The sequence below is a fragment of the Pantoea sp. GbtcB22 genome (assembly GCF_019091025.1).
Lineage (GTDB): Bacteria > Pseudomonadota > Gammaproteobacteria > Enterobacterales > Enterobacteriaceae > Pantoea > Pantoea leporis.
Genome location: NZ_JAGXKB010000002.1, coordinates 283,311 through 305,280 on the forward strand (window position 1 = coordinate 283,311; position 21,970 = coordinate 305,280).

A 21,970-nucleotide genomic window follows, 5' to 3' on the forward strand; every position below is an offset into this window, starting at 1 on the left:
CCTATGACGCAAAATCCACGTTTTAACAACGCATTAGCGATGATTGCTCATGACGGCGCGCAAATGACGGATGACCTAAAACAGATGCTGGAGGTGGATACCTGCTTCCCGCCGGGCAACGGTTATGGCGCATTTGCTGACGTGATGACGCACTTGTTAGCACCGCTGGATTTTCACTTTGCGCGCGTCTCCGTGCCGGAACATTTATGGCAGGCACCGGACGGCAGCGCGTACGGTGAACGCGTCAATTTGCTGGCATCGCTTGATGCCGGTGCCGCTGAAAACTGCAATCTCTATTTCCATACCGATACCGTTCCCGCCGGCGATGGCTGGCGTTTTCCAGCGCTCACGCTGACCGCAGCGGAAGGCAAGCTGTTTGGGCGCGGCGCGGCAGACATGAAAGGTACCATTGTTGCCGCGATGGCGGCAGTGCGCGCGGCACAGGCGGCGGCCATCCCGCTGCGTTTTAATCCGGTATTTCTGCTGTGTAGCGATGAAGAGGGCGGCTTGTATCCCGGCATTCGTTATCTGGCGGAACAACAGCTTTTCTCCGGTCATCTGCTCAGCTTCAACGGCGGCGCGGTGCCGCGCATCTGGGCCGGTTGCTTTGGCAGCATCGATCTCAAAGTGATTATCACCGGACGTTCGGCGCACTCCGGCGATCCGGTTAACGGCATTAATGCTATTGAAGCGGCGCTGCCAATGATGAACGCGCTTTATCAGCTGAAGCTCGAGGTGGAACAACGCACCTCGGCGATGCCTTCTCCGCCGCACTATCACGGCAAACCGTTGACGTCACTGTTAACGCTGGCCGCTGCGCAGGGCGGCAGCAAAGGATCAACCATTCCAGAACGGTTTGAGCTGCTGATTAACCGCCGCTACGCGCCGGAAGAGCGCTTTGACGCGGTGTGGCAGGAGCTGACGCACTGTGTGGAAAGTGCGATGCGCGACAGCCCCGCGCTCGACGTCACGCTGCAAATGATTGGCCATCTGGCGCCGGTCGCTAATCCAGACGGTCCGCACTGGCCGCGCTGGCAGGCGGCGCTGAGTCAGGGTTTTGGCTTCCAACCCAGCGAGTTCAAACCCTGGGGATCGTCCACCAGTTCCGATATGGGCTGGGTCCAGCAAGCCGGGATTCAGGAGATTTTACTCGGCGGCCTCGCCCGTCCTGACAACCGCATTCATGCCGCCGATGAGTACACCACGCTGGCAGATGTGATCGCACTTTCGCAGTCCATTCTGGCGTATCTCGCCGATGATTTTCAGCCAACCCAGGGTAATTAACTAATCACGAGGAAGAGAAGATGTGCGCAATGAAAGGGTTAAACCGCAGACAGTTTATCGCCAGTTCTACCGCTCTGACGGGCGCAGCGATGCTGCCCTGGTCGTTCTCGGCCCATGCCGCGCAGGTGGCGAGCGCCACGCCGGGCGGCACGGCGCGTAAAGGCGGTGTGCTACGCATCAGCGTTGATCAAGCCGTCGGCGTGTTAAATCCACATCAGGTGCGCGTCAACCCGGAATATCTGGTAGCGGAACTGCTGTACAGCGGCTTAACGCGTCTGACGCAGGAGATGGAAGCCGAAGCCGATTTGGCGCAATCCTGGCAGGCCAGCGCCGATCTTAAACAGTGGACGTTTACCCTGCGCCCGAACCTAAAGTTCAGCGACGGTTCCGCGCTGACTTCCGCCGATGTGGTCGCCAGCCTGCAGGCGCTGCTCGATCCGAAAAATGCCTCGCCAGCACTGCATAACATTGGGCCGATTAACGCCGTCAGCGCGCCAGATACCAACACGGTTTTGATTGAAACCGATGCGCCTTACGCCGATTTGCCGGTGATGCTGGCTTATCCGGATGCGAAAATCATCCCCGCCAGTATCGTGCAAGGTCAGTATGACAAGCTGAGCAAAGCCTCGTTCGGCGCCGGTCCTTTCCAGCTGGTCTCCTACGATCCAGAACGCAAAATTGTGGTGAAGCGCAATCCGCATTACTACGATCCGGCGCGTCCCTATCTGGATGGCGTGGAAGTGGTGGTCTATCCCGATGGCATCGCGGAGAGTTCCGCGCTGATCTCCGGTGACACCGATCTGATGCTGAGCGCGCAGTCGAGCGAGTTCGCGCGCCTGTCCAAATCTTCCGGCGTGCTGCCGCTGCGCGTGGCCTCCGGCCAGTTCCTCAATGTGAACATGGGCTGCGACCAAAAACCATTTAACGATGTTCGGGTACGTCAGGCGCTGGCACTGTGCGTTGATCGTCAGGCGTCGGTGGATTTCGTGGCGGATGGCCTGGGTTCACCGGGCAACGACACGCCGATTAACGGCGCGTATCCGTTCTTCGCCAACCTGGCGAAAAAAGCGGTGGATTACAGCAAAGCCAAAGCGCTGCTGGCGGAGGCCGGTTATCCCAACGGTATCGATTTAACACTTATCGCTTCCGACAAACCGGCCACCCGCACGCAACTGGGCATTGCCCTGCGCGAGATGGCGAAACAGGGCGGTTTCCGCATCAACGTGCAGACCATGGCGCACAGCACCTATCTCGATCAGGTGTGGAAGAAGGGCAACTTCTACGTTGGCTTCTACAACATGCAGCCGACGCCAGACGCGGTGTTCTCGCTGCTCTACACCTCAACCGCATCGTGGAATGAAACGCGCTGGAACAACGCGGAGTTTGATAAAGCGGTAAGTGCGGCGCGTGAAACCCGTGATGAAGCACAGCGCACAACGCTGTATGGCAAAGCGCAGCAGCTGATGCATGACGAAGTGCCATCGGTGATCCCGACCTTCTTCGATCTGCTCGCCGCCAGCCGCGATTATGTCGGTGGCTATCATCTGCATCCGCGCGGTGCGGTATTCCGTCTTGACCATATCTGGTTAACCGACAAAGCGCCGAAGCGCGCAGCGTAAGGAGCGAACGTGACAGCAAGTTATCTGCTCAAACGCCTTCTGCTGATGGTTTACACCTTGTTAGTGGTGTCGCTGCTGGTTTTTGGCATCACGCAACTGTTACCGGCCGATGCGGCTGTCACCTTGCTGGGACAAAACGCCACGCCGGAAGCGCTAGCGGCGGTGCGTGAACGTCTGGGGCTGGATGCCCCAGCGTGGCTGCAATATTGGCATTGGCTGACGCAGGCGCTGCAAGGCAACTTTGGCGTATCGATGCGCAATGGCCTTGAAGTGGCGCCGACGCTGCTGACGGCATTATCACGCTCGCTGCTGCTGGCGGTGTGCGCCTTAATTCTGATGCTGATTATCGCGATTCCCCTCGGCATCTGGGCGGCGGTGCGCCGTGGCAAAACCGCCGATGTGCTGGTGAGTGTCATCTCCTATATCGGCATCTCCTTCCCGGAGTTCGTCACCGCCACGCTGGTGCTGCTGCTGTTTGCTGATGTCTGGCAGATTTTGCCCGCCACCGGCTATGTGCCGCTCAGTGAGAACTTCGTCAGCGGGATCCAGCACCTGATTCTACCTTCGGTGACCGTGGCGCTGATTCTGGTGGCGCACGTCTCGCGCATGGTGCGCTCAGAAATGGTCGATGTGTTGCATACCGATTACATCCGCGCCGCGTGGCTAAAGGGCTTATCGCGTCGCCGCATTCTCTGGCGACATGCGCTGCGCAACGGCTTGTTGCCGACCATCACCATTGTGGCGCTGGATGTTGGTTATCTGCTAGGCGGCATTGTGGTGGTGGAGGAGATCTTCGCCATTCCCGGCATTGGCCGCGAACTGATTGTCGCCGTGCAGGCGCGCGATCTGCCCACCATTCAGGCTGGCGTGATGATTCTCGCCGCGACCTATTCAGTGGTGAACTTCCTGGCTGATTTGGCCTATGTCACTCTCGATAAGCGGATCTCCTATGCCTGATATGTTGAAACGTTTGCTGCGTTCACCGCAGGGTGCCGCTGGCGTGCTGATTATCTTGCTGGCGCTGCTGATGGTGGTGGGCGGTGCGCACGTCGCGCCTTTTGATCCTGAATCGATCTCCATCCTGACGCGCTATAAGCCGCCCAGCGCGGAACACTGGTTTGGTACCGATCAGATGGGCCGCGACATCTTCAGCCGCGTGATGGTGGGCGCACGCTCAACCATTCTACTGTCGCTGCTGGCGACCGCGCTGGCGATGGTAATCGGTTCGGTGCTCGGTACCGCCAGCGCCTATCTGGGCGGCAAATTTGATGAGTTCATGATGCGCACCATGGATGCGGTGATGGCGATTCCCAGCCTGCTGTTTGCGTTGCTGATTGTCAGCACGCTTGGGCAGAGCAGCATGAACGCGGTGCTGGCGATCACTATCGCCTTTGTGCCGGGCATGGTGCGCATCTCGCGCAGCGTGGCGTTGGCCGCCCGCCAGCAGGATTACATCAACGCCGCCATCGCGCGCGGCGAAGCCGGGCACTACATCATTCTGCGAGAAATGCTGCCGAATATTCTGGCGCCGATCATCGTGGAAGCCACCATTCGCGTCGCCTTCGCCATCATGCTGTTTGCCACCCTGAGTTTTCTGGGTTTGGGCGCGCAGCCGCCAGAGCCAGAATGGGGATTGATGGTCTCTGAAGCGCGCGCTTACTTCTTTAATGCGCCGTGGATGATGATGATTCCGGGCCTCGCCATCGCATTGGTCGCCATTGGGTTTAATTTACTGGGTGACGGGCTGCGTGATGTGCTCAACCCAAGGAGCCACTGATGAGTGACAAGCTTACACCGGTGCTGTCGGTGGAAAATTACAGCCTCGATTACGCGTTAGCCAAAGGACATGCGCTACCGGTACTGCGTGACATCAACCTGCAGGTGATGCCCGGCGAAGTGTTGGGGCTGGTGGGCGAATCGGGTTCCGGCAAAACCACGCTCGGCTGGGCGATCATGCGCTGGCTGGCGGGCAATGCGCGCGAGCTGCAGGGCGATATTCGTCTCAACGGCGAGAGCCTGCTGACTTTATCCGCGGCCAAACTGACAGCGCTGCGCGGTGCCAAACTCGGCATGATTTTTCAGGATCCCAGCGCCTCGCTCAATCCCACGCTGACATTAGGTGAGCAGGTCACCGAAGTGTTACGCCGCCATCGCGGTTTATCGGCGCGTGAAGCGCAGGAGATGGGCGAATCGCTGCTGCGTGACGTTGAACTTAAAAATCCGGCGCGCATGATGCGCCGCTATCCGCATCAGGTGTCGGGTGGCGAGAAGCAGCGCATCCTGATCGCCACCGCGTTTGCCTGCCAGCCGGACTGCATGATTTTTGATGAGCCAACCACCGCGCTGGATGTGATCAGTTCGGCGCAAATCCTCGATCTGTACGAGCGTTTGCGCGACGAGACCGGCGTTGCGTCGCTCTACATCTCGCACGATCTGGCGTTGGTGGCCAAAGTGGCCAATCGCGTCTGTGTGCTGGAACAGGGACGCATTGTCGAACAGGCCGACACGCGCAGCCTGTTTAGCGCGCCGCAAAACGCCTATACGCGCAAGCTGATTGAGGCGGTACCCAATCCGCAGCACCGGCTGGTGCAGGACGCGCCCGGCAACCAACCGTTACTCGGCCTAAAGCAGCTGACCATCGACTACGGCAAACAAGGTCTTCTTGATCGTCTGCTGAAGCGTGAAGCCAATACCACGCGCGCCTCCAATGCGGTTGCGCTCACCGTTCATCAGGGAGAAATTCTCGGCGTGGTTGGTGAATCGGGTTCCGGCAAATCCTCGCTCGGTAAAGCCATTACCGGCCTGGTGCCGTTCAGCGGCGAGCTCGACTTTTGTGGCTACGCGCTGCATGGCCGGGCGCAAATGGATAAAGAGTATCGCCGCCGCGTGCAGATGATTTTCCAGCATCCAGATGCCTCGCTGAATCCGCGCATGACCATTGGCGAAATCATCGCACGGCCACTGCGGTTGTATGGTTTACCCGCAGGTGAAACCGAAGCGCAGGCGGTCGCGCGCCTATTGCAGGAAGTGCGTTTGCCGGCGGAGTTTGCGCAGCGTTATCCGCATGCATTGTCGGGCGGGCAGAAGCAGCGCGTTGCTATCGCCCGTGCGTTTGCCAATCCGCCGGATTTGGTGATTTGTGACGAGATCACCGCCGCGCTCGACGTCTCGGTGCAGGCCACCATTATCGAACTGCTGCTGGAACTGCGCCGCCGCTACGGCACCGCGTATCTGTTTATTACCCACGATCTCAACCTGATTCGCCAAATCGCCCATCGTGTCGCCGTGATGTATCGCGGTGACGTGGTGGAAGTGCTGCCCGGCGACAACATGACGGCGCTGGCGCAACATCCTTATACCCGTGCACTGCTTGATGCGGTGCATATTCCCGACTTATCCAAGTCCGTTGCATGACGAGAGAAACATGAAGCCTGAACAGTTGATTCATCATATCGATCGCGATTTTTGCCTCTCATTCCTGGCAAAAATGGTGCAGCACAAAAGCTACAGCGCCACCGATGGCGAGCGTGAATTGGCGAAATACATGGCCGCGCAGATGGCGCAGCTGGGCCTGGAAACCGAACTGCAGAACGTGCCCGGCGACAGGCTGAATGCCATCGGACGATTGGCAGGCAGCGGCGGCGGCAAAAGCCTGCTGTTCAACGGACATCTGGATACCAATCCAGTCACCGAAGGCTGGACCGTCGATCCCTGGGAAGGAAAAATCGACGAACAGTTTATCTACGGTATTGGCGTTTCGAACATGAAAGCGGGCGATGCCGCCTATTTTTGCGCGTTGAAAACACTGATTGATGCCGGTGTAAAGCTGAAAGGCGATGTGATTTTGACCTATGTGGTGGGTGAGTTGCAGGGCGGCATTGGTACGCTGGCGGCGATTGAGCAAGGTGTGCGCGCCGACTACTTCATCAATGCCGAACCCACCGATCTGCAAGCGCTGACCATGCACGCCGGTTCGCTGATGTTTACTATTGAGCTCACCGGCGATACGCGCCATCTGTCAAAACGGGAAGAAGCGGTGGATGCGATCAGCGCCGCCGTCGAGCTGATCCCGCAGATTAACGGCATGACCTTTAGCGGCGCGAAAACCGCTGAGCATCGCAAGATTAATCGTGGGCATATCGGTACCGTGCATGGCGCGTTAGGCCGCGATCTGGAAGAGTGGCGACCGCCGCAGGTGGCTGACTTTGTGCGCTTAAAAGGCTCGGCACGTTTCGCGCCAGGACAAACGGTAGAAGGTGTGCTCGCTGATCTGCAGGCGCTGCTGAATGCCTTATGCCAACGCTATCCGGGCCTGAAAGCCGAGCTTTATGATGATGGCATTCGTGATAAACCCACCATGTTACCGTTCGAAGTGTCACCGGAGTCCGCCATCGTCAAAGCGGTGAATCGCGGCTGGAAAACCGTGCGCGGCACCGAACAGCCCACCGGCGTGATCACGCCTCCGGCGTTCTTCGGCACCGATGCGGCACATCTCTATCAGCATGCGGGCATGGAAGGGATCGTCTGTGGGCCAGGCGGCAAATACAACACCATGCCGGATGAGCGCGTTGAAATCAGTGAATTCCTCGACATGGTGCGCATCTATCTGCTGGCCATTCTGGAGATTTGTCAGCCGGTTGAGGCCGCGTAATGCAGGTTTAAGCGCTTATGCGTCTGCGTGCTGCCGCTATGGAAACGCGCGATACATCGAGTAATGCTTGTAAGTTAAGCCAACGACGAGTGCGCAGGCCGGGGCCACTTTTGGTCCGGCGGTCCTCGCGCCGCTAGCGCGGTACCTTCACTTCGCTCGTTTGCCTGACGGACCGGCGGAGACGGGACGTCCCTGTCCCGGCTCCGCCTTTCGCCCGCGTCCTGCGGGCTCTCCTGGCTTCCTCGCTTCGTTCAGCGCTGTGGATTGCCGGTCCAAAAGCGTCCCCGGCCTGCCCGGAAGCTTCAGTGAGTGCTGCTAAAAAGGGCTCATTTGCCGCAGCAGATGTGGCAGCGCCCGCACCAGATTAAAAGCAAAATGCTTGCTTAACTGACAAGCATTACGCGATACATCGCGACGCTACGGTATGTGCGGTTATTAATTTGAGAGCTAATCGGATTTAGCATGACGCAGACGTTGAACTGATTGATTAAGCATTTACCTGCAATACCACGTAGCAATGAATTGCCTGTGTATTCAGGTGCGCATTCCGGTGTTAGTGAATCATTAATTTAAATAACTACCGCAACTGACTATCCTTACTTCCGCGGCGGTTATAACCGCTGATCGCCGCCTGTTTTTTATCGATCTTGCTCTGGCAATTCACGCAGTAACGCACGCCAGCCAATGCTGCGCGACGCGCTTCCGGGATCGGTTCGCCGCACTCGTCGCAAAATTCAGCACTTTCACCGTGCCCGAGATTTTCACGAGCGCGGGCCACCGCATCATCTACCGTGGCATCAATTTGTTTGTGCACCGCACCGTCTTCTGACCAACCGCCAGCCATACTTCACCTCCGCAAATACTCATGCTCTGAGTATAAGACATGACGTGATTTATGCCGGGCAGCTCAAATTTTCACGCGTATTTAACATGGTTGACACATCATCGCGCGCCATCCTAGACTGCGGCTTGTTCCAAGGGGTGCTCTGTTAAGGGGCTGAGATTCTACCGGCTGGTGTGTATGCGCGGGCAACGTAGTGACCCTCCGAACCTGATCCGGCTAATACCGGCGTAGGGATGCGGAACCGCAGGGCGATATCGCGCCCTGATTCCCTCTTTGTGCTTTGTAGCGGACAGTTCGCGCTCTTCAGGCGTTGCCTGAGAGTCTCTGCGCAATCGCAAAGGTGGCGACGCACATGAACGAAACACACATCATCCAGGCTCTGCTGACATTCCTGCAGCGCGAAGATAGCTCAGACGACGACTTCAACCAGCTGGCCCTCGAAATCTTCGCTTATCAGTTCACACACAATTCCCCTTATCGCCGCTTCGCCACTCAGCGCGGACGCACGCCGCTGACGGTGAAAAACTGGCGCAACATTCCCGCCATCCCGATTAATGCCTTCAAAGATCTGACGCTCAGCTGCCGTCCCACCGAGCAAATTACCGAGATCTTTATGACTAGCGGCACCACCGGCACGGTAAAAGGGCGCAGTTACCATTCGACGCTGGAGGTGTGGAAAAAATCGATGCTGCTCAATTTCCGCCGTCGCTTTATGGCGGGCCGCGATCGCATCCGCATGGGCATTTTGTTCCCGGATACCGTGGCGATGCCGAACTCCTCGCTGGCGACCTATCTTGATTTGGCGATGAAGGAGTGTGGCACGCCGGACAGTGAAGTGATGGTGGGCGAACATGGCCTCGAAACCAGTCGTCTGTTCAGTGCGCTGGAACAGGCCGAAGCAGGTGGCGAACCCTACGCGTTGCTGGGCGCCAGTTACAGCTTTGTGCCTCTGCTGGATGACATGCAGCGCCAAAAACGCCGCTTCGCGCTGCCGGCAGGCAGTCGCATTCTCGATACCGGCGGTTTCAAAGGCCAGTCGCGCGAGATGGGCGCGGAAGAATTCTACGCTTCGCTCTCTCATGCCTTCGGCATTCCGCGTTCCCACTGCATCAACATGTACGGCATGACGGAAATCAGCACGCAGTTTTACGACGCGGGCAATGAGCGCTGCCCGCCGGTGAAATCCGGGCCGCACTGGATCCGCACGCGCGTGGTCAATCCGCTTACCGGTGATGATGTGCCGGACGGCGAAGTTGGCGTGCTGGTGCATCACGATCTGGCGCATTTCAACTCGGTGTCCGCCTTGCTAACGGAAGATGCGGGCGTGAGGGTGCCCGGCGGTTTCCATCTGCTGGGACGCGCGACTGGCGCTGATGCCAAAGGCTGTTCGCTGACCATGGAAGCGTTTCTCGCCAGCGCGCAGGCACAGTCGTGAAAGAAATTGCCGGACATCTGCCGGGCCTCTCCGCTGACGAAGTGCATTGGCACACGCTGAGTTTCAATCATCGTGGCGAAAGCCTCGAGGTTTGCGTTCCGCAACTTGATGACGCGCAGATAAAGGCGCTCGCAACGCGCATCCGCACCAACGCCCGCGCTTATCTCCAGCAGCTGAGCGTGGCGCAGATCATGGGCATCATTGATGAAGCGGTGGCGCGACTGCTCGATCGTCATCATCCACTGCGCATCAAGGCCGAAAAGCTGCTGCCCATCGTCACCGGTTACGATGCCGAGATGGTGCGGCTTGGCCTTACCGGCTATCTGAAAACCTTTCGTCAGCCGCAGCTGAAGCGCTTTCTGGCGGAGGATTTCGCCGATGCGCAGATGCTCGACGATTTCCAGCCGCGCCCCAAAGGCGGCTTTGCGCGCGCATTTGGCCCGCAATTGTTAATGCATATCTGGGCGGGCAACGTGCCGGGCTTGCCGCTGTGGAGTTTGATTTGCGGTCTGCTGGTTAAGGCGGGCACCATCGGTAAACTGCCAGGCAATGAGCCGCTGATGGCAAGTTGGTTCGCGCAGTTGCTGGCGGAGATCGATCCGAAACTGGGCGAATGTATCGCGGTGGTGTGGTGGAAAGGCGGCGATGCGCAAACCGAACTAACGTGGCTGCGTCAGCCCGATGCGCTGGTGGCTTATGGTGGAAATTCAACGCTGGCGGCGATCCAACAGCGTTTGCCAGTTACCACGCGCTTTCTGCCGCACGGCCATAAAATCAGCTTCGGAATGGTGGCGCGTTCGGCGCTGAATGTACGGCAAGGCGCGGAGCTGGCGCGTCGCGTGGCTTACGACGTGATGCGTTACGACCAGGCCGGTTGTTACTCGCCGCAAATGCTGTTTGTCGAGCGCGGCGGCAAGGTGTCGCCGGATGAGTTCGCCAGCTACATCGCCCATGAACTCGCCGCGCTGGCGCACAAACATCCGCGCCGTCCGCTGGCGAGCGAAGAGATCAACAGCATTGCCGCGTGGCGTAATGGCGAGGAGATTCGGGCGCTGGGCGGCGATCGTAGGCTTTACGGCGAGGCGGCAGACAATTGGGCGGTGGTGAGCGTTGATCATGCGGAGCCTTTATCGCCGGCGGCATTAGGCCGTACGTTGAAAGTGGTGTGCGTGGATGCGCTGGAGGAAGTGGTCGATTTAGTGGCGCAGCAGCGGCATTTTCTGCAAACCGCAGGCGTGGCGGCCACGCCGCAGGCGTTGTTCGGCATTTCCGCTCTGCTCGGGCAAGTGGGCGTTACGCGCATCGCGGCGTTCGGCAATATGACCTCGCCGGAAGCGGGCTGGCATCACGATGGACGCTTTAGTTTGCTCGATCTGGTGACCATCACGGAGATCGAGCAGGGCGCAGAAGCCGCTGCCGAGCGTTACGCACCGTATGCGGAGTGACGCGGTAACAGATCGTACATACCGTAGCCGCTAATTTATTGCGTATCAATCAACTGCGCGCGATAAATCGCGCCGCTACAGATATTGCGTGACCATATCAACCTGGAGCCAAAATGAAATTCTCCAACCAAACAGTTCTGGTAACCGGCGCAAGCCGCGGCATTGGTGCGGCGATCGCTAAAGCCTTCGCCGCTGAGGGCGCATTTGTGGTGGTGAACTATCTGCGCAATGAAGCTGCTGCTGCGGGCGTGGTTGAGGAGTGCCGCGCATTGGGCGGCGATGCGCTGGCTATTGCCGCCGATGTCACCTCTGAGCAGCAGGTCAACGCGATGATGGAGCAGATCGTCAACGCCACCGGCCGTCTTGATGCGGTGATCAACAACGCTTTCGCACCTTACGTTTTCGACACTGAAAATCGTTCACGTTTCTGGGAAACGTCGTGGTCGGGCTATCAGTCACAGTTCGATGGCGCGGTAAAAGCCGCCTATAACGTTTGCCAGGCGGCGCTGCCTTTGATGCGTGCGCGCGTGCGCGGCAGCATCGTTAATCTCACCAGCGATCTGGTGGCGCGTCCTTCGGTGCCTTACCACGATTACATCACCGCGAAAGCGGCGCTAACCGGCTTTAGCCGCACGCTGGCGACGGAGCTGGGCCCGCTAGGGATCCGCGTAAACTGCGTGGCGCCCGGCCTGGTGTATCCCACCGATGCCAGCCAGGCAACGCGCGAAGCGGTGCGCGATTCTCTCACGGCGCAAACCCCGCTGCGGCGCATCGCGCGACCGGAAGATGTTACCGGCCCGGTGCTGTTTCTCGCCTCCGACTGGAGCGAATTTGTCACCGGACAAACGTTGTACGTTGATGGCGGATTAGTGATGAATTGAACCGTACGGTCGCCATTTATGGCGATCGGTTTAGCCCTGCGCAAGCAAATAACTATCCAACCTGATCAACGCGATCACATATTTCGGCAACGCCTCCAGCAGCGATGGCAGATGGATTGTCTCGTCGGCACCGTGCGGCAATCCATGGCCTTCGGGTAAAAAATTGGGCGTGTTTGCTGCGGTTTTCCGGTAACCGGGCCCAAAGGTGATGGCGTTTGGCAGCTTCTTCGAATGGGTCACGCCGCCCATCGTGTAAGGGCGATCGTCATTGCCGGTGGTGTCATTCCACACTTGCTGCAGCAGCGATATCACCGGATGTGAGGCCGGCAGGAAGAACGGAGCCACGTCGCGCCAGCCGGGATCGAGCGTAATGGTAGTAGCGGCTAACTGCTGTTGCAGCATCTCGACGATCTGCTCGCCGCGCCACGAAACCGGATAACGGATATCGCAGTCAATGCTCAGCGTGTCGGCGCGATGGCTGTACCACACGCCCGCGTTCAATGTCAGTTTGCCGGACTCCGCATCTTCCAGCCCCAATCCGGCGCTCTCGCCATACGGCGACGCAAACAGCTGTACCAGCGTTTCCGCCAGCTGACGTTCGTGATCGCCCAGCAGCTCCAGCTCAATCAGCGCGGCAAGCAGCACCTGCGTGGCATTCAGCGTGCCGTCGGGGAAGGCGGCATGCCCGCCGTTGCCGCGCGCTTCCAGGGTGAAAGCGCCATCGTTTTCCGGCTTGATCGATACGTAGGTCGCGGCAATGCCCTGCAGCAGCGCCAGCTTTTCACTAACCGCATGCTGATCGGCCTGCGCAATTCGCACGCTGGCGAAATCCGGCACGCTATTGCTGGCCGATCCGGCAACAATATCCGCCAGCACGCCCGACTCGGCGACATTCAGGGTAAAACTGAGTTGTCCTTTCTGCGCATTGTTCACCGGGAACATGCCATCGGTGACAATCGAATAATCAGGCACCGGACCGTTCTCCGCAAACCACGCCATATCGGCCATGTTGGTCTCTTCCGCCAGACCATAAACGATGCGCAGATTGTGATGCAGCGGAATATTCAGATCGCGCATCAGCTTTAACAGATAGAAATTGAGCACACCGGGCCCTTTGTTATCCGCCACGCCGCGACCAATCACAAAATCGCCGTGCTGCGTTAGCGCAAAGGGCGGAAAGGTCCAGTTGTCGCCCGCTGGCACCACATCCAGGTGGTTGATCAGCCCGATGTCGCGCGCGTGCTCGCCATAAATCACCGAACCGGCGTAGCCCTGATGCTGCTCGGTTTTGAAACCGGCCTGCTCGGCCTGATCTAACACCTGCTGCAAGATTTGCGCGCACTCGGGGCCAAAAGGCGCGCCGGGCGCTGCGCGGTCGGCGCGGCTGATGCTGGGAATAGCAATCCATTCGGCCAAATCATTGGTTAATGCGGCGCGGTGCTCCGCAATCCATTGCTGGATCTGTGGCAACAGCGCGCTTTCCTGAGGTGATAACGACGCGGACATAAGGCTTCTCCTTCAATTTATGCACAACATAAAACATTCCACCGCGTCGGCTTAGACGCATTTGCGCGAACCATTGCTACCACGCAGCTAAGCGCCACTTCATGCGCATTCCTGCAAAGCTTAGCTATTTTTGTTGCTCGTATTGCATGGCAAAGCAACGGAGATTAACGCCCTACGACGCTAAGTCACCAGTAATGCAGGAGAATTAAGGTGGATAACAGCCCCGCAGCCGGAGCGACAGTCGGCGTGGATGTCGGAGGAACCTTTACCGATTTTGTTTTATTTGATCCGCAACGCCAGCAACGCTTTTTCCATAAACAGCCCAGCACGCCCGCCGATCCCGCTCTGGCGGTAAGTGACGGGCTGCGCGCCGTGCTGCTGAAAAGCGGTTTGCCCGCCAGCGCGCTATCGCTGGTGTTGCACGGCACCACGCTGGGCCTCAACGCCATTATCCAGCGGCGCGGCGCGGATATCGCGCTAGTGATCAGCGCCGGTTTCCGCGATGTGCTGGAGATCGCGCGTGCGCGTATGCCGTCCTCCTTTGATTTTCATGCCGACCGCGAGCCGCCTTTTTTACCGCGTCAGCGCGTGCTGGAGATCCCGGCGCGTTTTAGTCCCGCCGGTGAAGTGACGCAGTGGCCAACTGAGGCCGAACTGGCGACGGTGGTATCCGAGGTTCTGCAACTCAAGGTGAGCGCGGTGGCACTGGTGACCATCAATGGTTATGCCAATCCCACGCGTGAAGCGGAACTGGCAAGCGCGCTGGCTGCAAAGTTAGGCACGGTGCCGGTGCTCTCTTCGGCGCAGCTGTGGCCGGAGATTCGTGAGTATGAACGCACATTGGTGGCCGGGCTGAACGCCTATATTCAGCCGCTGATGCAGCGCTACTTTAACCGCCTGAGCGATTTACTGGCGCAGCAGGCGATTGACGTTCCCTTATTGATCACCGCGTCCAACGGCGGCGTGCTGCCGCTGGACGCCGCACATCAGCGCCCGGTGGACACGCTACTCTCCGGACCGGCATCCGGCGTGATTGCTGCGGCGCATCTGGCGTCCGGTACAGGTTTTGTCTCCTTCGATATGGGCGGCACCAGCAGCGATATCTCGCTGTCGGAGCAGGGCGAAATCGAACGCGTTAACCGCACCGAGATTGGCGGCCTGCCGCTGATTTTGCCGGTGGTGGGCGTATCGGCGATTGGTGCCGGCGGCGGCTCCATCGTGCATGTCGATGATTTCGGCATTCTCAAGGTTGGCCCAGAAAGTGCGGGGGCGGATCCGGGTCCGGTTGCCTATCAGCGCGGCGGCACGCAACCCACGCTCACCGACTGCTATCTGGTGAGCGGCATCTTATCCGCCGACGCGGCGTTGGCGGGCACCATCACGCTGGATCACGCCGCCGCACTTCGCGCACTCAGCGAATTGGGCGAAACGTTAGGTTTGGCGGCCGAACAGGTGGCAAGCGGCGCTATCGCAGTAGCCACCGCGCAGATGGCGACCGAACTGAACAAAGCGCTGGCGCAGCGCGGATTGACCGCCGATGGCTTGACGCTGATTCCCTTTGGCGGCGCGGGCCCGACCCACGCCAACTTCTTTGCCGAAGAGGCGGGCATCAACCGCATTCTGGTGCCGCTGCGTCCCGGCACGTTCTGCGCCGAGGGCGCGATCAGCGCTGATATCCGCCGCGACTTTGTGCGCAGCCTGCGCATCAACGTTACAGCGGAGAGCTACGGCAAAATCGCCGCCACCGTTGCGGAGCTGCATCAGCTGGCGCAAAAGTGGTTTGCCGAACAGGCCAGCCGCCTCAGCGAGCGCGCCCATTATCGGGTGGAAGCGGATATGCGCTATGCCGGACAGGCCTACGAACTCAGCGTCACTCTCGGCAGCCCGGCAAGCATCACGCATCAGCAACTGCTGGAACGTTTTCAGCAGCTGCATCAGCAGCGTTATGGCTTTAACACGCCTGACGCGGCCATTGAACTTACCACACTGCGCCTGTCGCTGAACGCCGCGCTGCCGCGCCCTACCGACAAACCTTTTAACTCTGAGAATGAGATTGATGAGCCAGTTTCGCGCCCACTTTATCTGCGCGGCGGCTGGGTGAATGCGCGCATCTGGCAACGTGTGAACATCGGCAAGCAGAGCCACATTCACGGCCCGGCGGTGATCGAACAAGAGGATACCACCACGCTGATCTTGCCTGGCTGGTCGGCGTGCACCGATAGCAGCGGCAATCTGTTGATTGCGCGTGTAACGGGAGACGCAGCATGAAACTGGATGCCATCACTCTCGAAATCCTCAACCAAAAACTCACCGCGCTCACCGAAGAGATGTGCCACATTCTGCAGCGCACCGGACGCACGCTGTACGTCAAGGAAACCGCCGATTTTTGCTGCGCGGTGGCTGATCTGCAAGGCCGCTTCTTTGCCTATCCGAAAGGTATTGGCGTTTCCGGTTTTGTCGGGCTGAACGCGCTAACCGCGATTCAGGCGGTCGGCGAGGTTGCGCCCGGCGATGTGATTCTGACTAACGATCCCTGGCGCTCGCGCGGGCTGGCGACGCATCTGCCAGATTTGCAGGTGCTGGCGCCGTGGTTCGTCGAAGGCGAACTGGTGGCGTGGGGCTGGGCTTTTTTACACGCCTCCGACGTTGGCGGGCGCGTGCCGAGCAGCATCTCGCCGACCAACAGCGATATTTATCAGGAAGGGCTGCAAATTCCGCCGGTCAAGCTGGTGCGTGCGGGTGAAGTCAATCGTGATGTGATGAACATTCTCACCGCCAACAGCCGCACGCCGGATGCGATTGCTGGCGATATTCAGGCGATGCTGGCCGCGCTCAATGCCGGTCACGATCGTCTGAATCGCATCGTGGCGCAGCATGGCGCTACGGACGTGGTGCAGGCGCAGCAGGATTTGCAGGCATATTCGGCGATCCGCGCGCGCCAGGTGCTGCGCCGCATTCCCGACGGCGTGTATCAGTTTGAAGATTACCTCGATGACGCCGCAGGCAGCGGCTTGCCGGTGCGGCTCGCCATCACCGCCACCTTTAACGATGGCAACGTGCATCTCGATTTCACCGGCAGCGATGCGCAGGTGGCGGCGGCGATCAACATTCCCAGCCACGGCGATCCACATGCGTGGCTGACGCTGCGCATTTTGGCGCTGGTGTGCACGCTGGACAAAGGCGTGCCGCTGAATGCCGGATTACTCGCGCCCGTGACGCTGTTTGCGCCCGCCGGATCGCTGGTCAATCCGCATTATCCGGCGGCAGTTGGCGTACGCCATGCGGCGGCAGTGCGCGTGAATGATCTGCTGAACGGTTTGCTGGGTCAGCCGTTGCCGGACGTAATGCCCGCCGCCAGCGGTGGCACCATTATTCCGCTGGTGATCGCCGAAGTCGCACGCAATGGCCGCGAGCAGAATGTGCAAGTGATCGAACCGCTGGTCGGTGGTGGCGGGGCGCGCTGGGGGCGCGATGGCATCGACGGACGCGACAACAGCATCTCGAATCTGGCGAACAATCCGGTGGAGATGGTGGAAGCGGAAACCCATATCGAAATCCGCCAGTACGCGCTGCGCCCCGGTTCTGCCGGCGCAGGACAATGGCGCGGCGGCATGGGCCAGCAGATTCGCGTGCGCATTTTGCAAAATGACAGCACGCTGCTGGCGCGCGGCATGGAGCGCCTGCTGTTCCAGCCGTGGGGCGTGCAGGGCGGTCAGCCGGGGCAATCGACCACGCTGACGCTTAATCCTGATGTCGCGGGCGGCCAGCCACTCGGCAAGATCGATCTGCTGAGCGTCAACGCCGGTGACGAAGTGCTGCTGCAAACGCCCGGCGGCGGCGGTTGGGGCGATCCCTTCAAGCGCGATGCGCTGGCGGTGCAAAACGATGTCGATAACCATTTGCTGAGCCACACCGATGCCGCGCAGCACTATGGCGTGGTGCTTACCGATAACGGCATTGATGCCGCGGCCACCACCGCCTTGCGCAGCCAACCGCGTGCGGCGTCATCTTCTTTCGGCGCGGCGCGCGAGAACTGGCAGACGCTATTTGATGGCGATCTGCTGATGCGGCTCAATCAGCTGCTTTATCCACTCAGCCCGGCCGAACGCCAGCGCCATCGCTCTGCGGTGTTTGCCGCCGCGTTAGCGCAGTTACCGGCAGATTTTCCCCGTTCAACTTCTCCAGCTATCGCGACGGCGCGCCAGGTGTTTACCGCTGCGCTGCGCGCGCTGGAAAGTGAACTTTCAGCGTCAATTACCTCAATACCAGGAGATGGCCATGCGCCAGTTAAATAATAAAAAAATCCTGCTCACCGCGCTGGTGGGCATCTTGATCAGCGGTGCGGCGAGCGCGGCTGAAACCACAGACTCGGTGATCGTTGGCGTTTACGGCGGTGACTGGGAGAAAAATATCCGCGCGTCCGGTCTGGAGCAGTTTGCCAAAGATAATCACCTGAAGCTGACCGTGGTGCCGGGCGCGGATGCCGAATGGTTTGCCAAGCTGCGTGCCGCCAAAGGCCGTCGTTCGCCGTATGACGTGGTGGTGTTCCAGCCCGATACCGTGCAGCGCGCGCAGGCGGCGGGCTTGCTGCAGCCGCTGGATGCCAAAGATATTCCCAACCTGAATAATCTGTATCAGAGCGTGCAGTCGCGCTTTGTTTATGACAATCAAACCTACGCCGCCGCCTTCAGCCTCGGCCAGCTTGGCCTCGCTTATCGCAGCGATCTGGTGAAAACCCCGCCTAAAAGCTGGCTCGACTTGTGGAATCCGGAATACAAAGGCCACGTAGCGATTTCATCGCCGACCTACGCCGCCGGTTTGCAGTTCTTCGCGGGCTTAGTGCACGCGTTGGGCGGTGAACTTAATCAGCCTGCCGCCGTGGACAAAGCCTTCACCAAACTGGCGGAACTGCGCGGCAACGCGGTGGCGTTCCCGGACAGTCCGGGCGCGATTCAAACCCTGCTGGAGCGTGGCGATGCGTGGGTGGTGCCGTACTGGGATGGCCGCGTGTTTGCGCTCAAGCAGCAGGGCATGAAAGTTGATTTCGTCTATCCGTCCGATGGCCCGGTTGTCGGTGCCGCGAACTGGGTGATTCCAAAGGGCGCGCCGAACCTCGTCAACGCCTACAAAGTGGTTAACGCCATGTCTGCGCCCGACGTGCAGAAAGCCTTCTCGGATAAATCACTGTATGGCATGACCAACAAAGACGTGCAGTACAGCGACAACCTGAAGAAGCAGGTGAAAGTGGGCGAAGCAGCCTACAGCAAACTGATTTGGATTGATTACAGCACCGCCACGCCGCAGCTGGCGGACTGGACGCGTCGCTGGAGCCAGGCGCTAGGTGGTGCGAAATGAGTTCAGTCGTCATTGACGGCGTAGCGCGGCAGTTTGATCACCATCGCGCGCTGAATGACGTCAGCATCACCATCGAGCAGGGCGAGTTTTTCTCCCTGCTCGGGCCGAGCGGCTGCGGCAAAACCACGCTGCTGAATATCATCGCCGGATTTTTGTCGCCGAATAACGGGCGCGTGTTGATTGGTGGCAAGGATGTCACCGCGCTGCCGCCGTATCAGCGCCACATCGGCATGGTGTTCCAGAACTACGCGCTGTTTCCGCATCTGAGCGTGGGCGATAACGTCGCGTTCGGGCTGAAGGTGCGCAAAGTATCGCGCAGCGAACGGCAGCGTCGTGTCACCGAAGCGCTAAAGCAGGTGCGACTGGAAGGGCTGGCGCAGCGCATGCCGCATCAGCTTTCCGGCGGACAGCAGCAGCGCGTAGCGATTGCGCGCGCGCTGGCGATTGAACCGCAGGTGCTGCTGCTGGATGAACCGCTGTCGAATCTCGATGCGCGCCTGCGCAAGGAGATGCAGGACGAACTGCGCGCGTTGCAGCAGCGCGTCGGCATCACCACGGTGCTGGTGACGCACGATCAGGAAGAGGCGCTGACGCTGTCGGATCGCATTGGCATTCTCGGGCAGGGCGAGCTGCAGCAGATTGGCGCACCCGCCGCGCTCTACCGCCAACCAGCGAATCGCTTTGTCGCGGAGTTCGTCGGACAGGCCAATCTGTTCCATGCCTCTGCGCACAACGGACTTTACCAGGCGCGCGATCACTTTGTTGTCGCCGGATCAGCGCTGCAACTCAGCGCCGCGCAACCGGCAAGTGCCTCATCGTTGCTGATTGTGCGCCCCGAGCGCGTGCAGTTCTCCAGCGAGCCGCAGCAATTTACCAGCAACGGCAGCGCCGCCAGTGTGAAAGAAGTGAGTTTTGCCGGTGCGACCTTGCGGCTGGTGTGCCAGCTGCCGGGCGGCGGCGAGATCCGCGTGCAGCCAGCAGAAGCGCACTTTTCACAGCTGCCCGCGCCGGGCGATCGCTGCTATCTGCACTGGCAAGCGGCGGATGTCATCGTGCTGCCCGCGCAGGAGCGCGCCTGATGAAGATCGCCACGCGTAATCTGTTTCCCTGGCTGCTGCTGACGCCATCGCTACTTTTTCTGCTGCTGTTTTTGCTGGTGCCGCTGCTGCTGCTGTTCGATCAAAGCCTGACCAACGTTGATAGCCTGCTCAATCCGCTGCCCGGTTACAGCCTGGCGCAATATGTGACGGTGTTTGCCGATCCGCAATATCTGCACGCGCTCTGGACCACGCTGTGGGTGTCGCTGCTCACCGCCGCGATTACCGTGCTGCTGGCGTGGCCGGCGGCGTGGCTTCTGGTGACGACGCAGCGGCGCGGCTGGCGCACGCTGCTGTATGTGATCCTGATTTCTCCGCTGCTCACCAGCGTGGTGATCCGCACCTTCGCGTGGATTGTGCTGCTGGCGCAGAACGGTTTGATCAACGGCTTCCTGCTGTTCACCGGTCTGATTCCACAGCCGCTGAGCCTGTTGTGGAACATGAATGCGGTGATCATCGCTTATGTGCAGGTGATGCTGCCGTTTGCCGTGCTGCCGCTGATTACCTCGCTGAATGAAATCGCGCCCTCGCTGCGATTGGCGGCGATGAGTCTGGGTGCTACGCCCGCGATGACCTTCCGCCGTGTGGTGCTGCCGTTGACGCTGCCCGGCATGCTGACCGGTTTCATCATCGTCTTTTCCCTCGCGGCGGGCAGCTACATCACGCCGTTGCTGATTGGTGGGCGCTTACAGCCGCTGCTGCCGATCGCCATTTATCAGCAGGCGATGCAGATCGCTAACCTGCCGCTGGCGGCGGCGCTGTCATTGACGTTGCTGGTGATGACCTTGATTGTCGCCGGGATTGCGGGCGCGTTCCTGAAACGCTGGGAGAAGAAAAATCATGGATAACACGCAAAGCCTGGCACAGCGCCTGACGCAGTTCGGCGTGACGCTGGCGGGCATCGTGATTTACGCCTTTTTAGCGCTGCCGGTGCTGGTGATTGTGCTCTCGGCGTTTAGCCCGGAACCGTATCCGCAGTTTCCGCCGCAGGGGTTCTCGCTGCGCTGGTTTAGCGCGCTTTTACAGGATGACGGCTGGATCGCGTCGCTGTGGATCAGCGCCTTGCTGCTGGTGATCGTCACGCCAATCACCGTGGTGCTGGGTACGTTTGCCGCCTGGTCACTGGCGCGGCTGGAGTTCCGCTATCGCGAGGCGTTGCAGGCGTTTATTCTGTCGCCGCTGATGATTCCACAAGTGGTGCTGGGTATTGCGCTGCTCTATGTGCTGACGGCGGCGGGTATCGCCGGGATGATCAGCGGGCTGGTGATTGGCCATGTGGTGGTGGCGCTACCGTATGTGGTGCGCACCGTTAGCGTGAGTCTGGCGGCGATGGATAAGCGGCTCGAAGCGGTATCGATGAGTTTGGGCGCGGGGCGCTGGTATACGTTTCGCCACGTCACGCTGCCGTTGATTAAACCCGGCATTCTGGCTGGTGCGGTATTTGCGGCGGTGACCTCGTTTGGTGAAGTCTCCGTGAGCCTATTTCTCAGCGCGCCAGACACCATCACCGTGCCGGTTCGGGTGTTTAATTACGTCGATCAGACTTTCGATCCTACGGTGAATGCGATTTCGGTAATCTTTATTATCTTCGCGGTGCTGATTTTAATGGTAATTGAGAAAACGATTGGGCTGGTGAAGTTGAGTTAGATTGTTCGGTTATCGCCGCCGTGATGGGGAAATAATGGGATCGTTGCGTGATAAATAATGGATATTGCGTTTACGGGTCTTTCTCAGAAAATTCTTTAGTTAAACGAGTAAACCGCACTGGTAAGTGCGGTTTTTTTTATGAATAGGGATCACAACTGGCTAAATTTTCGCTTCACTGAATTTTATTATTCCCCTATGGTTTGCGT

The 21,970-nt window shown here is 59.3% G+C and carries 17 protein-coding genes and 1 riboswitch; of the genes, 15 read left to right on the forward strand and 2 right to left on the reverse strand.

Going from position 1 to position 21,970, the window contains the following annotated elements; all coding sequences use genetic code 11:
• The first annotated feature begins 3 nt into the window (after window positions 1–3).
• Genes KVT28_RS09190 through KVT28_RS09215 form a run of 6 tightly spaced genes read left to right on the forward strand, consistent with a single transcriptional unit; the run spans window position 4 to window position 7,554 of the window.
• Window positions 4–1,284: a M20 family metallopeptidase gene (locus tag KVT28_RS09190; RefSeq protein WP_217547891.1), complete on the forward strand. Its 1,281-nt coding sequence runs from the start codon at window positions 4–6 to the stop codon at window positions 1,282–1,284.
• Window positions 1,285–1,304: 20 nt separating this feature from the next.
• Window positions 1,305–2,903 carry an ABC transporter substrate-binding protein gene (locus tag KVT28_RS09195; protein ID WP_217547893.1) on the forward strand — a complete coding sequence of 533 codons (1,599 nt, stop codon included), beginning with the start codon at window positions 1,305–1,307 and terminating at the stop codon, window positions 2,901–2,903.
• A 9-nt stretch (window positions 2,904–2,912) separates the two neighbouring features.
• Window positions 2,913–3,860: an ABC transporter permease gene (locus KVT28_RS09200; protein WP_007885920.1), complete on the forward strand. Its 948-nt coding sequence runs from the start codon at window positions 2,913–2,915 to the stop codon at window positions 3,858–3,860.
• Window positions 3,853–4,680, forward strand: coding sequence for an ABC transporter permease (locus KVT28_RS09205; RefSeq protein ID WP_137387073.1), 828 nt, complete (start codon window positions 3,853–3,855; stop codon window positions 4,678–4,680). The genes KVT28_RS09200 and KVT28_RS09205 overlap by 8 nt, the downstream gene beginning before the upstream one ends.
• Entirely contained in the window at window positions 4,680–6,317 is a 1,638-nt protein-coding gene (locus KVT28_RS09210) for an ABC transporter ATP-binding protein (protein ID WP_217547896.1), read from the forward strand. The genes KVT28_RS09205 and KVT28_RS09210 overlap by 1 nt, the downstream gene beginning before the upstream one ends.
• Window positions 6,318–6,327: 10 nt before the next feature.
• On the forward strand, window positions 6,328–7,554 hold the full coding sequence (locus KVT28_RS09215) for a M20 family metallopeptidase (protein WP_217547898.1): 1,227 nt from the start codon (window positions 6,328–6,330) through the stop codon (window positions 7,552–7,554).
• Between the two features lie 577 nt (window positions 7,555–8,131).
• On the opposite strand, the gene KVT28_RS09220 is transcribed toward KVT28_RS09215, so the two are convergent.
• On the reverse strand, window positions 8,132–8,398 hold the full coding sequence (locus KVT28_RS09220) for a DksA/TraR family C4-type zinc finger protein (protein ID WP_008110643.1): 267 nt from the start codon (window positions 8,396–8,398) through the stop codon (window positions 8,132–8,134).
• A 123-nt stretch (window positions 8,399–8,521) separates the two neighbouring features.
• Window positions 8,522–8,649, forward strand: a riboswitch (TPP riboswitch).
• A 101-nt stretch (window positions 8,650–8,750) separates the two neighbouring features.
• Between KVT28_RS09220 and KVT28_RS09225 the strand changes: the two genes are divergently transcribed.
• The 3 genes from KVT28_RS09225 (at window position 8,751) to KVT28_RS09235 (ending at window position 12,159) form a co-directional block, all read left to right on the forward strand.
• Entirely contained in the window at window positions 8,751–9,833 is a 1,083-nt protein-coding gene (locus KVT28_RS09225) for a long-chain fatty acid--CoA ligase (protein ID WP_217547901.1), read from the forward strand.
• Entirely contained in the window at window positions 9,830–11,278 is a 1,449-nt protein-coding gene (locus tag KVT28_RS09230) for an acyl-CoA reductase (RefSeq protein ID WP_217547903.1), read from the forward strand. Before KVT28_RS09225 ends, KVT28_RS09230 begins: the two co-directional genes overlap by 4 nt.
• A 113-nt stretch (window positions 11,279–11,391) precedes the next feature.
• Window positions 11,392–12,159, forward strand: coding sequence for a 3-oxoacyl-ACP reductase (locus KVT28_RS09235; protein WP_217547905.1), 768 nt, complete (start codon window positions 11,392–11,394; stop codon window positions 12,157–12,159).
• Window positions 12,160–12,189: 30 nt separating this feature from the next.
• On the opposite strand, the gene KVT28_RS09240 is transcribed toward KVT28_RS09235, so the two are convergent.
• Window positions 12,190–13,665: a Sapep family Mn(2+)-dependent dipeptidase gene (locus KVT28_RS09240; RefSeq protein ID WP_217547908.1), complete on the reverse strand. Its 1,476-nt coding sequence runs from the start codon at window positions 13,663–13,665 to the stop codon at window positions 12,190–12,192.
• Between the two features lie 210 nt (window positions 13,666–13,875).
• Between KVT28_RS09240 and KVT28_RS09245 the strand changes: the two genes are divergently transcribed.
• Genes KVT28_RS09245 through KVT28_RS09270 form a run of 6 tightly spaced genes read left to right on the forward strand, consistent with a single transcriptional unit; the run spans window position 13,876 to window position 21,764 of the window.
• The gene (locus tag KVT28_RS09245; RefSeq protein WP_217547911.1) at window positions 13,876–15,933 is read left to right on the forward strand and encodes a hydantoinase/oxoprolinase family protein; all 2,058 of its coding nucleotides are present in this window, start codon (window positions 13,876–13,878) and stop codon (window positions 15,931–15,933) included.
• Window positions 15,930–17,960 carry a hydantoinase B/oxoprolinase family protein gene (locus tag KVT28_RS09250; protein WP_217547914.1) on the forward strand — a complete coding sequence of 677 codons (2,031 nt, stop codon included), beginning with the start codon at window positions 15,930–15,932 and terminating at the stop codon, window positions 17,958–17,960. Before KVT28_RS09245 ends, KVT28_RS09250 begins: the two co-directional genes overlap by 4 nt.
• Window positions 17,944–19,020 (forward strand): PotD/PotF family extracellular solute-binding protein, encoded by a 1,077-nt coding sequence (locus tag KVT28_RS09255; protein ID WP_217547917.1) that lies wholly within the window; start codon window positions 17,944–17,946, stop codon window positions 19,018–19,020. The genes KVT28_RS09250 and KVT28_RS09255 overlap by 17 nt, the downstream gene beginning before the upstream one ends.
• Window positions 19,017–20,099: an ABC transporter ATP-binding protein gene (locus KVT28_RS09260; RefSeq protein WP_217547920.1), complete on the forward strand. Its 1,083-nt coding sequence runs from the start codon at window positions 19,017–19,019 to the stop codon at window positions 20,097–20,099. Before KVT28_RS09255 ends, KVT28_RS09260 begins: the two co-directional genes overlap by 4 nt.
• Window positions 20,099–20,965, forward strand: coding sequence for an ABC transporter permease (locus KVT28_RS09265; protein ID WP_101761280.1), 867 nt, complete (start codon window positions 20,099–20,101; stop codon window positions 20,963–20,965). The genes KVT28_RS09260 and KVT28_RS09265 overlap by 1 nt, the downstream gene beginning before the upstream one ends.
• Window positions 20,958–21,764, forward strand: coding sequence for an ABC transporter permease (locus KVT28_RS09270; RefSeq protein WP_217547923.1), 807 nt, complete (start codon window positions 20,958–20,960; stop codon window positions 21,762–21,764). The genes KVT28_RS09265 and KVT28_RS09270 overlap by 8 nt, the downstream gene beginning before the upstream one ends.
• Window positions 21,765–21,970: the final 206 nt, after the last annotated feature.